Origin of the sequence: Ensifer sp. PDNC004 (assembly GCF_016919405.1) — a bacterium.
Lineage (GTDB): Bacteria > Pseudomonadota > Alphaproteobacteria > Rhizobiales > Rhizobiaceae > Ensifer.
In genome coordinates, this window is record NZ_CP070353.1 from 3,485,023 (window position 1) to 3,496,634 (window position 11,612).

13 protein-coding genes and 1 tRNA gene are annotated in these 11,612 nt (G+C 62.8%); 8 read left to right on the forward strand and 6 right to left on the reverse strand.

What is annotated here, in order from left to right; all coding sequences use genetic code 11:
• The first annotated feature begins 27 nt into the window (after nt 1–27).
• From JVX98_RS25020 to JVX98_RS25035, 4 genes are all read left to right on the forward strand, one after another.
• Nucleotides 28–519 (forward strand): hypothetical protein, encoded by a 492-nt coding sequence (locus tag JVX98_RS25020; RefSeq protein ID WP_205237776.1) that lies wholly within the window; start codon nt 28–30, stop codon nt 517–519.
• An 11-nt stretch (nt 520–530) separates the two neighbouring features.
• Nucleotides 531–1,469 (forward strand): 4-hydroxy-tetrahydrodipicolinate synthase, encoded by a 939-nt coding sequence (gene dapA / locus JVX98_RS25025; protein ID WP_205237778.1) that lies wholly within the window; start codon nt 531–533, stop codon nt 1,467–1,469.
• A gap of 85 nt (nt 1,470–1,554) precedes the next feature.
• The gene (locus tag JVX98_RS25030; RefSeq protein WP_205237780.1) at nt 1,555–1,746 is read left to right on the forward strand and encodes a hypothetical protein; all 192 of its coding nucleotides are present in this window, start codon (nt 1,555–1,557) and stop codon (nt 1,744–1,746) included.
• A 32-nt stretch (nt 1,747–1,778) separates the two neighbouring features.
• The gene (locus JVX98_RS25035; RefSeq protein ID WP_192450753.1) at nt 1,779–2,054 is read left to right on the forward strand and encodes a hypothetical protein; all 276 of its coding nucleotides are present in this window, start codon (nt 1,779–1,781) and stop codon (nt 2,052–2,054) included.
• 79 nt (nt 2,055–2,133) lie between these two features.
• On the opposite strand, the gene JVX98_RS25040 is transcribed toward JVX98_RS25035, so the two are convergent.
• From JVX98_RS25040 to cpdR1, 3 genes are all read right to left on the reverse strand, one after another.
• A complete protein-coding gene (locus tag JVX98_RS25040; RefSeq protein WP_192450752.1) occupies nt 2,134–2,826 on the reverse strand; it encodes an alpha/beta fold hydrolase in 693 nt (230 codons plus the stop codon).
• 560 nt (nt 2,827–3,386) lie between these two features.
• Nucleotides 3,387–3,461: transfer RNA gene (locus JVX98_RS25045), tRNA-Val, on the reverse strand.
• Nucleotides 3,462–3,721: 260 nt separating this feature from the next.
• Nucleotides 3,722–4,087: a response regulator CpdR1 gene (cpdR1, locus tag JVX98_RS25050; RefSeq protein ID WP_034786813.1), complete on the reverse strand. Its 366-nt coding sequence runs from the start codon at nt 4,085–4,087 to the stop codon at nt 3,722–3,724.
• Between the two features lie 200 nt (nt 4,088–4,287).
• Here cpdR1 and JVX98_RS25055 point away from each other — a divergent pair, with 200 nt between their 5' ends.
• Both JVX98_RS25055 and hisN read left to right on the forward strand, forming a co-directional pair.
• Entirely contained in the window at nt 4,288–5,169 is an 882-nt protein-coding gene (locus tag JVX98_RS25055) for an N-formylglutamate amidohydrolase (protein ID WP_205237782.1), read from the forward strand.
• A 433-nt stretch (nt 5,170–5,602) separates the two neighbouring features.
• Nucleotides 5,603–6,376, forward strand: coding sequence for a histidinol-phosphatase (gene hisN, locus JVX98_RS25060; RefSeq protein ID WP_205239523.1), 774 nt, complete (start codon nt 5,603–5,605; stop codon nt 6,374–6,376).
• Nucleotides 6,377–6,488: 112 nt separating this feature from the next.
• Here the strand turns inward: hisN and JVX98_RS25065 are convergent, their stop codons facing one another.
• The gene (locus tag JVX98_RS25065) at nt 6,489–7,454 is read right to left on the reverse strand and encodes an alpha/beta fold hydrolase (protein WP_205237785.1); all 966 of its coding nucleotides are present in this window, start codon (nt 7,452–7,454) and stop codon (nt 6,489–6,491) included.
• A 402-nt stretch (nt 7,455–7,856) separates the two neighbouring features.
• Between JVX98_RS25065 and JVX98_RS25070 the strand changes: the two genes are divergently transcribed.
• Nucleotides 7,857–8,318 (forward strand): Hsp20 family protein, encoded by a 462-nt coding sequence (locus JVX98_RS25070; RefSeq protein ID WP_034786801.1) that lies wholly within the window; start codon nt 7,857–7,859, stop codon nt 8,316–8,318.
• Between the two features lie 94 nt (nt 8,319–8,412).
• Here JVX98_RS25070 and JVX98_RS25075 read toward each other — a convergent pair whose 3' ends face one another.
• Entirely contained in the window at nt 8,413–9,405 is a 993-nt protein-coding gene (locus tag JVX98_RS25075; RefSeq protein ID WP_205237787.1) for a bile acid:sodium symporter family protein, read from the reverse strand.
• Between the two features lie 95 nt (nt 9,406–9,500).
• Between JVX98_RS25075 and JVX98_RS25080 the strand changes: the two genes are divergently transcribed.
• Nucleotides 9,501–10,358: a LysR substrate-binding domain-containing protein gene (locus JVX98_RS25080; RefSeq protein WP_205237789.1), complete on the forward strand. Its 858-nt coding sequence runs from the start codon at nt 9,501–9,503 to the stop codon at nt 10,356–10,358.
• Nucleotides 10,359–10,367: 9 nt separating this feature from the next.
• Here the strand turns inward: JVX98_RS25080 and JVX98_RS25085 are convergent, their stop codons facing one another.
• Nucleotides 10,368–11,414 carry a low specificity L-threonine aldolase gene (locus tag JVX98_RS25085; RefSeq protein WP_205237791.1) on the reverse strand — a complete coding sequence of 349 codons (1,047 nt, stop codon included), beginning with the start codon at nt 11,412–11,414 and terminating at the stop codon, nt 10,368–10,370.
• Between the last annotated feature and the right edge of the window lie 198 nt (nt 11,415–11,612).

The following is an 11,612-nucleotide window of genomic DNA, read 5'->3' on the forward strand; positions in this document are numbered from 1 at the left end:
TTGCCGCATCGAATAGGGATGCGTGCCATGTCTCTTCAGGATTTCAAGATCCGTCGTCATATTCTTCCGGCCCTGCGTAAGGTCGATGTGGACCAGGAGCTGACCGGTGGCGAAACGGTTGCGCAAGCGCTCGATGCGCTGATGCTTCGACTGACCGCCGTTCGCCGCCTGCGCGAGCACCATGTCTGGGAAGCCGTGCGGGTGATCGCGGACATGCCGGATCTGGCGGCTGGAGAATGGCCGTCGCGCCGGTTCCGTGAACTGATGGCTGCCGATGCACTGGTCGATGCCGTCATTCACCTGACGTCGGCGACCGAGCCGAAACTGTGCCTTCGAACGCTCAGTCACGAGTTCGGGCTGTGGACCTGCGCGCTGCGCTATCAGCCACCCGGAGCCGGCCGCATCACCTTCAAGGCACGGCATGCCGACCTTGCCGCGGCGATCCTTGGCGCCTTCCTGCGCTCCTGCCGCGGCCATCAGCTTGCGGCTGCTGCCGGCCGTGGCCAACTTCCCACCTGAAGGATATTTCCATGAACATGCATTCGCTGCGCCTCGAAGGCGCGATCACGGCGCTCGTCACGCCGTTCCGGGACGGCAAGGTTGATGTCGTCGGCCTGATGTCGCTCGTGGAATGGCAGATCCGACACGGCATTTCCGGCATTGTCGCCTGCGGCACCACCGGTGAGGCGCCGACGCTGTCGCGGGCGGAACGGGCCATGGTGATCGAACGTTGCGTCGAGGTGGCGGAACGCAAGATCCCGGTTATCGCCGGAACCGGCACCAACAGTACTGCGACGACGATTGAACTGACGGCGGAAGCCAAGGCCCTCGGTGCGGATGCGGCGCTCGTCGTTGCGCCCTACTACAGCAAGCCGTCGCAGGAGGGGCTCTATCGCCACTTCGAGGCGGTCGCCCGAGCGGTAGATCTTCCCGTCATCATCTACAACGTGCCCTCGCGCACCGGGGTCGATCTCGCCCCACGGACGATCGAGCGGCTGGCGGAGCTTCAAAATGTCGTCGGCATCAAGGACGCCACCGGCGACATCGGCCGCTTCCTGTCTTCGCCGCCGGCCCTGAAGGCCAGGCTCAAGCAGCTCTCGGGTCACGACCAGACGGCGCTGCCGTTCAATCTTAGCGGCGGTCACGGCACCATCTCGGTGGCGTCCAATGTCGTGCCGCGGCTGGTGGTCGCCATGCATCAGGCCGTCGCGACCGGAAATGTCGCAGCGGCGCTCGCCCTTCATGAGCGCCAGCGGCCGCTGCTCACGGCGCTGGAGCGCGAGACCAATCCCGGACCTGTGAAATACGCATTGCACCTGGTGCGGGCGCTCAGCCCGGAGGTGCGTCTGCCGCTGACGCAGGTGGCGCCGGAGACGGCGGCCGAGATCCGCGCGGCGCTCGAACCGCTGACCGAGCTTCCAGCCTCCACCCAGATCGGCCGCGGGGTGCGCATCGCGCTCGCTGGCTGACGGTTCGTCCTCACCCGGATCCCGCATGCCCGATTGCCGCGGCGGCTCCCGCCGTCCGCATCCATCTCACCCGAAAGGAAAGACCATGTCCCGTTTTCCCCATCTTGCTGCGCGCGCCGCTGGGCGCCGGCGCATCGAAAACAGCGAGCGCGCCGAGCACCTTCCGCCTAGGGACAGCGCCGTTCGCGATGCCTTTCTCGGCATCGGCATCCGGCTCGCCATCGTGCTCGGCCTTGCCTACGGCATTCAGGCCGCACTGCCGTGGATCGCCGGTTAAGCCGTCTTTTCCTCAACAAGGATTGTTCGATCATGGGCAGTATGCAGCAGATCCGCCGTGGTTTCCTGGCGCGGGCGCGTTTCGTCGTCGGCCGCGACCGGCACGGCTGGTGGGTCGTATCCGACCGCAAGGGCCTCGTCGGCGGCCTCTTTACCAATGAGAGCGCCGCGATCCATTTCGCCGTCGAGGCGAGCGACCGGCATCCGGAGGAGGTGTGCCGGGCGCCGGAAGGGGCGGCGATCGATCTCGATACGTTTTCGCGCGGGCCGAGGGCCACGCGACAGCGCCAGCGCGGCGCCTATGCCTGAGGTCCAATGAGACAGAAGGAACACCGTCGGCTCGGAGCCGACGGGGTTTCTCTTGTCGGGACGCTGCGCTTCGGGACATTCAGCCGAGCGAAGCGATCGCCTCGTCGATCAGCGCCACGATTTCCTTGGCGTGCGAGGCAAGGGAGGCGTGGCTGGCATCGAGCGTGATGATCTTCTTCGCCTTGATGCGCTCGGCCATCCATTGTTCAGTTTCCGGCGGAATCATGTGGTCGTGGCGCGAGACCTGGTACCAGCTGGGCTTCGTCTTCCAGGCGGGAGCCCCTGCCTTGTCCTCGAAGCAACGCCCGGCGATCGGTTTCTGCGCGACCGCCATGACCAAAGCTTCGGTCTCGCTCAGATCCTGGCCGAAACTCTCACGGAACGTATCCTGCGCCAGCCAGAGGAAGCCGTCTTTGTCGGGGCGGATGCTGGCGGCGCCGGACGGCGGATCACGCCTTGCGAAGATGCTGCCGAGGCTGTCGCCCTCATCCGGCGCGAAAGCGGCGACATAGACCAGACCGACGACGTTGGACGCGTGGCCGGCGCCGCTGATCACCGCGCCGCCATAGGAATGGCCGACGAGCAGAGTCGGACCGTCCAGCGATTCCGCCAGCTTGCGGGTGCGCTCGACATCGTCGGCAAGCGAGGTCAGCGGATTTTGCACCGCCGCGATTCTGTAGCCCTTGGCGTGCAGCGGCGGGATCACGTGGCGCCAATGGGAGGCATCGCCCCAGGCGCCGTGTACAAGCACGATATTCTTGACTGCCGGCATGGTCCGTTCCTTTCGCTCGAATGGAGAGGTGCTCGGTTCGGCAGCGCACTCGTCCCTGGAGAGGTGTGCGAGGATGCTGCCCGTCGTCTGTTCGGTGGCTTGCTCAGCCTTGCGCTTGGCGCTTGGCAAAGCGTTGAGATTGCAGCCCGAAATTAGGGCGACAAGACGTGCCTTCCATGACGCAAGCCACAAATTTTCGTGACGGACGACCGCCCCTTGGCTCGGGTGGCCGCGACAGCAGGCGGTGTCAGTCATGTTGAGGAAAAACGGGGTCCCAGAGCGGCGTATTGGGGCTACGGGGCATCGCCCTGGGACCGGTTGCGTCCAGGAGGCGGGCTTGCTTCCGGGCGCATCGGCATCAAGTCACCGCGAAGCCGATTCGACAATGCGCCCCGGACCTTTGCCGTCCTCTGTCGGACCAAAGTCTGAGCGCCGGCTGTGGGCAACGTGGTGGGCAGCGCTTCGATCGACGCCTTTGCGAATGCGCAAGCTGAAGGGGGACGAAATAGGGGAAACGAGAAAAGGCCTTTCGATGTCTCGAAAGGCCTTTTGAATTCGAATGGTGGGCGTGACAAGGATCGAACTTGTGACCCCTACGATGTCAACGTAGTGCTCTCCCGCTGAGCTACACGCCCATCCGATGTGGCGCATAGACCACAAAAGCCGTTGTCGCGTCAATAGGGTTTTAGAAGGTTTTTTGACAGAAATTTAGAGGCAATGATTTTCCCCACGGGAACGGCGTCGATGCGACACCGGCAAGAGCCCGGATTTGTTGGGTTTCCGCTAAGGTATTGAAACGAAAAGACCGCCGGAGATCCCTGTGGATCGCGGCGGTCGGTCCGAAGTCGCATTCTTTACAGTCGCGGAACGGCGCGCCTGTGGAAAACTGTCCTGATCAGGCAGCAGCCAGCATCTTGTTGACCTCGTCCACGAGGTCGCGCAGGTGGAAAGGCTTGGAGAGCACCTTGGCATCCTTCGGCGCCTTGGAGTCCGGGTTGAGGGCAACCGCGGCAAAGCCGGTGATGAACATGACCTTGAGGTCCGGGTCGAGTTCGGTGGCGCGCCGCGCCAGTTCGATCCCGTCCATCTCGGGCATGACGATGTCGGTCAAGAGCAGCGAGAAGGGCTCTTCGCGAAGCCGGTCATAGGCGCTGGCGCCATTGTCATAGGACATGACCTTGTAGCCGGCCTTTTCCAGCGCCTTCACCAGGAATCGGCGCATGTCGTTGTCGTCTTCGGCAAGAAGGATTTTCGCAGTCATGAATCGGCCGTGCTTCTCTTTAATTCAGTTCATTGCGCGTAGATTGCGGCGTTTTATCCAAACCGCAACGCGGTAAATATCTCGTGAACGGGGGACGTCAATTCCCCTTGGTGCTGTGATTGGCCACTATGGACACAGAGCGGGCCAACTGGCAACATGATGACAATTGCAAGTACCGCATATGGTAAAAAAGGGTTCAGATGGGGGAAATTGCGGAGAGGGAACTGTTCGAGGTCCTTGAACCTCCAATCCAGCGCATTCCCTTTGTGTTCAATTCGCCGCATAGCGGCCGGTCCTATCCCCAGAGTTTCCTAGACCAGTCCAGGCTCGATGCGCTTTCGATTCGTCGGTCGGAAGACCACTATGTCGACGAGCTGTTCCAGAACGCGACGTTCCTCGGCGCGCCGATGCTGCTTGCGCATTTCCCGCGCGCCTTCCTCGACGTCAACCGCGAGCCCTACGAGCTCGATCCGCGCATGTTCGAGGGGTCGCTGCCGCCCCATGCCAACATCAGCTCGATGCGCGTTGCAGGCGGGCTCGGAACGATCCCGCGGCTGGTGGCCGAGAACATGGAGATCTATCGCGGGCGGTTCCCGGTCGAGGATGCGCTGATGCGCATCGAGACGATCTACAAGCCCTATCACGCCACCTTGCGCAAGCTGATCGCCCGCACGCATGTGCAGTTCGGCCTGTCGGTGCTGATCGATTGCCATTCGATGCCGGGGAACGTGCATCTGCCGGGCAGCGCCCAGAGACCGGATTTCATCATCGGCGATCGATACGGCACCAGTGCTGCCGGCGAGCTTTCGCGTGCTGCCGTCGATCTGCTGCAGCAACTCGGCTACAGTGTCGTGCGCAACAAGCCCTATGCCGGCGGCTTCATTACCGAGCATTACGGTCGGCCGACGCGTGGGCTGCACGCGCTGCAGATCGAGATCAACCGGGCACTCTATGTCGACGAGGCGACGCTGGTGCGCAAACCGGGCTTCGGCGCGCTGGTTGCCGACCTCACGACCTTCATCGGCTCGCTTGCCCGCCACGTCGAAGACTACGGCGCTTATCTGCCGCTGGCGGCCGAGTAGCCTTTCCTAGAAACCAGGAAGAACAGACAAGGGTGACGTCCAGCAAGGTGCTGGCGGCGCTTGGTACTTCTGTCGGGGAGGTTCAAAAAAAACCGCGCCAACGGCGCGGTCAAGTCTAGGGAGGAAACACCCAAGGAGGGTATTTACAGTCACAGGTGACTGTAGGAGAACCATATTATTGCACTGCACAAATGTCAAGTTTGCCGGTGAAAACTTTTGCGTCGCGTCAAAAGTTTTTCAGCCGAAAATGGCGAATCAACCGATTGAATTTGCCAAAGTCGCGTTTGAAGCGCAAAGCGACCGTGGTGCAGTGCGAAAGGCTCCCGTGCTGGCGCCGTAGACGCCCGCAGATGAGCGTGCTCGGTCGTTTGCCTTTCGACAATTTTCGTCTATTCAGGACGTACCTTCCTCCATGTTTTTCAGAGAGATCGCCATGTTGCCTGACCGCGCCTTCTTCGATCGTCTTGCAGATGCCGCCAAGGCGGAAACCCTGCCGCGCTTTCGGATCGGGACCAGCGTCGTCAACAAGCTCGAAAGCGGCTTCGATCCGGTGACGGAAGCGGACCAATCGGCTGAAGCGGCGATCCGTGCGCTGATCGAGGCGCATTTTCCGGAGCACGGCATTCTTGGCGAAGAGCACGGCAATGTCGGTCTCGACCGCGAATATGTCTGGGTCATTGACCCGATCGACGGCACGCGCGCCTTCATTTCCGGCCTGCCGGTCTGGGGCACGCTGGTGGGCCTCTATCGCAATGGCGATGCGGTCATGGGCCTGATGGACCAGCCTTTCACCGGCGAGCGCTACTTCGCCGACGGCACGAAATCGATCTACCGTGGACCGGGTGGCGAGCAGGTGCTTTCGACGCGCGCCTGCAAATCTCTCGACGACGCGGTGCTTTTCACCACCTCTCCGCATCTGTATTCCGGCGATCTCAAGACCCGCTATGAGGCGGTACAAAGCAAGGTGCGGCTGTTCCGCTATGGCTGCGATTGCTACGCCTTTGCGCTTCTGGCTGCCGGCCATGTCGATCTGGTGATCGAATGCGGGCTGAAACCCTATGATGTCGGCGGGCTCATTCCGCTGATCGAGCAGGCTGGAGGTATCGTCACCAACTGGCAGGGCGGCCCAGCGGAAATGGGCGGCGAGATCATTGCGGCCGGCAATGCCGAACTGCACGCGCAGGCGCTGGAAATCCTGAAGGGCTGATGCACCCTGCGCCTCGCGCAACGGGTGCAGACATCCGTAAAATCAAAGTGTTACAGAGACCTTCGTACGTCCGATAGGGCGAGCGGCGTTGTCGGGCGCGCGCGCGCTGGCTTCAGGCGGCGGTGGTTTCGCGCGCGTCGCCTTCTTCGGGGATGACGAAGGCGAGGATCGCCGCCATCGCCTGGGCGCGATAGCGGTCCGCCTCGTGCAGCAGTTCATGGCGGGCGCCATCGATCGGGATCATCTGGGCGGCGCGGAAATTGCGCGCCAGCCATTCGACGGCGACATGGGGCACCAGGCGATCGGCCGTCGGTGCCAGGATGATCGTCGGCAAGGTGATGCGGGTCAGATGTTCGCGGCGGAGGATCCGGCGCATGGCGTGGAAAGCCTCGCTCAGCCAGCGCGCCGTCGGGGGCCCGAGCCTCAGTTCCGGATGCGCGTCGGTCAGCGCGATGTTGCGGGCGTAACGGCGGCGGTCCGCTGTCAGCACGTTGTTTTCGAAGGGACGGTTGCCCTTGTCGGGATGTGCCGGCAGGGCACCGAGGCCGACCAGGCGCATGAAGGTCGCAACCGTCGCTATGCTCTTTTCGCCGAGCGCCTGGCCGCCAAGGCCGACGAAGGGGGCCAGCACCACCAGCCGGTCGATGCGGCTTGCCAGCATCGGTGCGAGCGACAAGGCGACGAGCGCGCCCATGGAATGGGCGACGATCGAGAAGGGCAGGCGGGTATCGGGCAGCACGATCTGTTCGAGGAAGGTGCTGAGATCGCGCTCGTAATCGGAGAAGTGATCGACATAACCGCGTCCGGGGTGCGCCATCAGCCGCTCGGAGCCTGCCTGGCCACGCCAGTCGAAGGTAGCGACCCAGAGGCCGGCTGCGGTCAGGTCGGAAATGGTCTCGAAATACTTCTCGATTGATTCGTTGCGGCCCTGCAGCAGCACGACCGTGCCGCGCGCCACCGGCTGCTTCGTCTTGAAGATCGCATAGCGGATCTTGCGGCCGCCGATGCCATCGAAAAAGCCAGCGACATGATTGTCCGGGATCGGATTGTCCGGTGTCGCGTGGAGGATCGAGGTCATGGGGTCGAGGCCGGAGGTGAAAGCGTGTTGATCGATAGCATCAAGGGATAGGCGGCAGGGTCTTCGCCGTCAAAGAAAAAAGCCGGAAACGGTGGGTGAAATCCGGACGATCACCGTTTCCGGCCGCTGAAGGGGAAGGGACATGTCACTTCAGCCTGGGCGTTGCTGCCCAGGATTTCGTTTTAGTCCCGCCGGGCTGAACGGCAGCCGAAGCCGGCGTTCATGTCGGGTTCACGAAAACGGGTTCGGGGAAAAATCGTCGACGGGGGCGTCTTGAAGTCGTCAAATCGCCTCCCCAAATCAGGGTCACGGGCGCCGAAGACGGGTCCGTTCACCGGTCCTGCCACTGCCAGAATGGGGTGGCCGACCAGACATCGCAAACGTTGCTCCAAGGAGGACACCATGCGTCACTTCGATTTCTCCCCCCTTTACCGTTCCACCGTTGGTTTCGACCGCCTGTTCACCATGCTCGACAGCCTCGGCCAGCCGGGTGAAGCCCAGACCTATCCGCCCTACAACATCGAGCGCACCGGCGAAAACGCCTACCGCATCACCATGGCCGTTGCCGGTTTCGACGAGAGCGAGCTTTCGATCGAGGCGCGTGAACACACGCTGACGGTCAAGGGCGAAAAGGCCGAGGACAAGGGCGAAGAAAGCCAGTTTCTCCATCGCGGCATTGCCAAGCGCGCCTTCGAGCGCCGCTTCCAGCTCGCCGATCACGTGGAGATCAAGTCCGCTTCGCTGAAGAATGGCTTGCTGCATATCGATCTTACCCGCGAGATCCCGGAAGCCGCCAAGCCCCGCCGGATCGAGATCGCGTCGGTCGCGTCGCAGCCGAAGCAGATCGAGGCTCAGACCCTCTAAATATCTTGCCCGACCAGGGCACGAAACAGGCCTCCCACAAAGAACGGCGTCCGTCAGGGCGCCGTTTTTTGTTCTCGGATCAATCAGGGCTGGATCAGGTCTGGGCCGGCACCGGCACCGCGGAGGTTGCCGCTTTCCTCGCTGCGTAGCGCTGCGCGATCACCGCGCAGGCCATCAGTTGGATCTGGTGGAAGAGCATGACCGGCAGCACGATCGCGCCGATGTTCTGGCCGGCGAAGATGGCGCTTGCCATCGGCACGCCGCTCGCCAGACTCTTCTTCGAGCCGCAGAAGGTGATGGCAATCTCGTCGGCCTTGTCGAAACCGAGCAGGCGGCTGCCGTACATGGTGACGGCGAGCACAAGCGCCAGCATGACGATTTCGATGACGACGAGCACACCGAGATCGGTCAGCGAGAACGTTTGCCACAGGCCCGACGTCACCGCCTGGCTGAAGGCGAGGTAGACGACCATCAGGATCGAGCCGCGATCGACCGGCGCCAACAGTCCCTTGCGGGCGCGGATCCAGTTGCCGATCAAGGGCTGCAGCATCTGGCCGATGACGAAGGGAGCGAGCAGCTGCAGCAGGATCTGCTTGACCGCGTCGAGCGTGACGGTGCCATGGCCGCCGGCGGAAAACAGCAACCCGACGAGCAGCGGCGTCAGGAACATGCCGAAAATGTTGGAGGCCGACGCCGAGCAGATCGCTGCCGGTACGTTGCCGCCGGCCATGGAGGTGAAGGCGATCGACGACTGCACCGTCGAGGGCAGCACGCAGAGGAAAAGAATGCCGGTGTAAAGCGACTGCGGCAGGATCGATTCCGGCACAAAACCGATCGCAAGGCCGATCAGCGGGAAGAGCACGAAGGTCGAGGCAAGGATCGTGAGGTGCAGCCGCCAATGCAGGATGCCGGCGATCACCACGTCGCGCGACAGGCGCGCGCCGTGCAGGAAGAAGACCATGCCGACGGCCACCTTCGTCGCCAGTCCGAACCACTCGGTTGCCTCGCCATGGATCGGCAGGACGGATGCAAGCAGCACCGTCGCCAGAAGCAGGATCGTGAAGGTATCGGGAAGGTAGCGGCGCATCTCAGCTCACTTGCTCGTTAACGAACGTCTTGCGGGGATCGCTCATTGTGAAGCAGGATGCAAGGAATAACAGTTATCACGAAATGAGATGAGCCATGTTGGATCTCGTGCAGTTGCGCAGTTTCGTCGCTCTCGAACAGATGGGCAGCTTCACGCTTGCAGCGGAAAAACTGTCGCTCGGGCAATCGACGGTCAGCCAGCATATCCAGCGGCTCGAGGCTTCGCTCGGGCGCACGCTTGTCGCTCGGGACACGCACCGCGTTTCGCTGACGGCGGACGGGCAGGCGCTGCTTGCGCACGCACGCTCGATGTTGGCGATCGACGGCGAGGTGCGGGCGCTGTTTGCCGAAAGCAGCCTGCGCGGACGCTTGCGGCTTGGCGTCTCCGAGGATTTCGTCATGAGCCGGCTGCCGGCGGTGCTCGAAGATTTCGTGCGCGCCCACCCGTCGGTCGACCTCGAACTGACGGTCGCCTTGAGCGGCGTGCTCTACCAGATGCAGGACAATGGCGAGATAGACCTCGTGCTTGCCAAGCGCAGGCTCGGCGACCTCAGGGGCGAGCTCGTCTATCGCGAACCGCTGGTGTGGCTGGCGCGCGATCCCGAAAGGATCAAGCGCGACAAGGTGCTGCCGCTGATCGCCTTTCCACCGCCGAGCATCACCCGCAGCGTCGCGCTCGAAGTGCTCGACCGTCACCGTCTGCCGTGGCGGATCGTATGCACCTGCGGCAGCCTTAGCGGCCTGACGGCGGCGGCCCGTGCCGGCATGGGCGTGCTCGTGCAGCCGCGCAGCATGGTGCCGTCAGGGCTGAAGGAAATCCCCGCCGGCCTCCTGCCGCCGCTCGAAGACGTGGAATTCGTGCTGGTGCCGAGCAAGGGCGTCGACCGAAAGCTGAGTGCAGCACTCTCGGTCGAAATCCTCGCCAATCTGAGGACCCTGCAAGCGCAGGGTTGAGGGAAGGGTTCAGCAGCCGGCGACGAAGCGGTCGACGTCCTCGGCCTTGGTCGCAAAGCTGGTGACGAGGCGATAGAGGCCCTCGTTCTTGGCAAGCTTGCCCTCGAGGTCATGCGGCACTGGCCAGTCGTAGAAGACGGCGCCATCCTGCCTGAGCTTCGCCGCCACATCCTTGCTGATGATGGCGAAGACCTCGTTGGCATCGGCCGCCCAGGCAAGCCGGCTCGTCTTTGAGGCGGCGATGCCCTCGGCCAGACGTGTGGCCATGGCGTTGGCGTGACGGGCGAGGTTCAGCCAGAGATCGCCTGCGAAATAGGCGTCGAACTGCGCCGAGACGAAACGCGACTTGGAGAAAAGCTGGGCGGAGCGCTTGCGCAGGAAGTGCATCTCATGCGCCTTGGAGAGGTCGAACAGCACCAGCGCCTCGGCGCACCAGCAGCCGTTCTTGGTGCCGCCGAAGGAGACGATGTCGACGCCGCGCTTCCAGGTCATTTCGGCGGGCGTTACGTCGAGGCTGACCAGCGCGTTGGCGAGGCGCGCACCATCCATGTGCAGCGGCAGCTTGTGTCCCTTGGCGACGGCCGAGATCGCCTCGATCTCAGCGAGCGAATAGACCGTGCCGCTTTCCGTCGCCTGCGTCAGCGATACCGCACTGGGCTGGCCGCCGTGGACGTTGTCGAGCGGGAAGCGGCGGATCTCGGCTTCAAGGCGGGAGGCCTCCATCTTACCCCGCGGTCCGTCGACGGGTTTCAGGCGGGCGCCATGCGAAAAGAACTCGGGCGCGCCGCATTCGTCGGCGATGACATGGGCCTCGCGATGGCAGAAGGCGACACCGCCGGCGCGGTTGGCCGTCGCCAGGGCCAGCGAATTGGCGGCCGTACCGGTGCCGACGAAGAAGACGGCGACCTCCCTTTCGAAAATCTCCGCGAACTTCTTTTCCACCTTCCGGTCGAGCTCGCTGGTGCCATAGGCCGATGCGTAGCCGCCGGCATGCGCCATCAGGCTTTCGGCGATCGCGGGATGGGCGCCAGCCCAGTTATCAGACGAAAAAATCATCACTTCTCACCCTGTTTCACCGTCATTTCGACGGCTTTTGCCGACCTTAGCCGAGTTTATAGCCGGATCAATCACGGTGAGAGGCCGAAAGGCCAACAGGAGACCAGTTTGAAACCAAAATGAAGAAAACGACGATATGCCGTAATTAAATTATAAAAGCCGGAAATTTCCGGCAATGTTCGGCAAAATCTTCTCCAT

What these genes read in the sequence shown, in the direction of transcription:
- JVX98_RS25040 (WP_192450752.1), bottom strand. Translation starts at nt 2,826, where the DNA reads ATGCCGGCAGTCAAGAATATCGTGCTTGTACACGGCGCCTGGGGCGAT.
- JVX98_RS25055 (WP_205237782.1), top strand. Translation starts at nt 4,288, where the DNA reads ATGGGGGAAATTGCGGAGAGGGAACTGTTCGAGGTCCTTGAACCTCCA.
- JVX98_RS25020 (WP_205237776.1), top strand. Translation starts at nt 28, where the DNA reads ATGTCTCTTCAGGATTTCAAGATCCGTCGTCATATTCTTCCGGCCCTG.
- JVX98_RS25070 (WP_034786801.1), top strand. Translation starts at nt 7,857, where the DNA reads ATGCGTCACTTCGATTTCTCCCCCCTTTACCGTTCCACCGTTGGTTTC.
- hisN (WP_205239523.1), top strand. Translation starts at nt 5,603, where the DNA reads ATGTTGCCTGACCGCGCCTTCTTCGATCGTCTTGCAGATGCCGCCAAG.
- JVX98_RS25035 (WP_192450753.1), top strand. Translation starts at nt 1,779, where the DNA reads ATGGGCAGTATGCAGCAGATCCGCCGTGGTTTCCTGGCGCGGGCGCGT.
- JVX98_RS25080 (WP_205237789.1), top strand. Translation starts at nt 9,501, where the DNA reads ATGTTGGATCTCGTGCAGTTGCGCAGTTTCGTCGCTCTCGAACAGATG.
- JVX98_RS25065 (WP_205237785.1), bottom strand. Translation starts at nt 7,454, where the DNA reads ATGACCTCGATCCTCCACGCGACACCGGACAATCCGATCCCGGACAAT.
- JVX98_RS25075 (WP_205237787.1), bottom strand. Translation starts at nt 9,405, where the DNA reads ATGCGCCGCTACCTTCCCGATACCTTCACGATCCTGCTTCTGGCGACG.
- cpdR1 (WP_034786813.1), bottom strand. Translation starts at nt 4,087, where the DNA reads ATGACTGCGAAAATCCTTCTTGCCGAAGACGACAACGACATGCGCCGA.
- dapA (WP_205237778.1), top strand. Translation starts at nt 531, where the DNA reads ATGAACATGCATTCGCTGCGCCTCGAAGGCGCGATCACGGCGCTCGTC.
- JVX98_RS25030 (WP_205237780.1), top strand. Translation starts at nt 1,555, where the DNA reads ATGTCCCGTTTTCCCCATCTTGCTGCGCGCGCCGCTGGGCGCCGGCGC.
- JVX98_RS25085 (WP_205237791.1), bottom strand. Translation starts at nt 11,414, where the DNA reads ATGATTTTTTCGTCTGATAACTGGGCTGGCGCCCATCCCGCGATCGCC.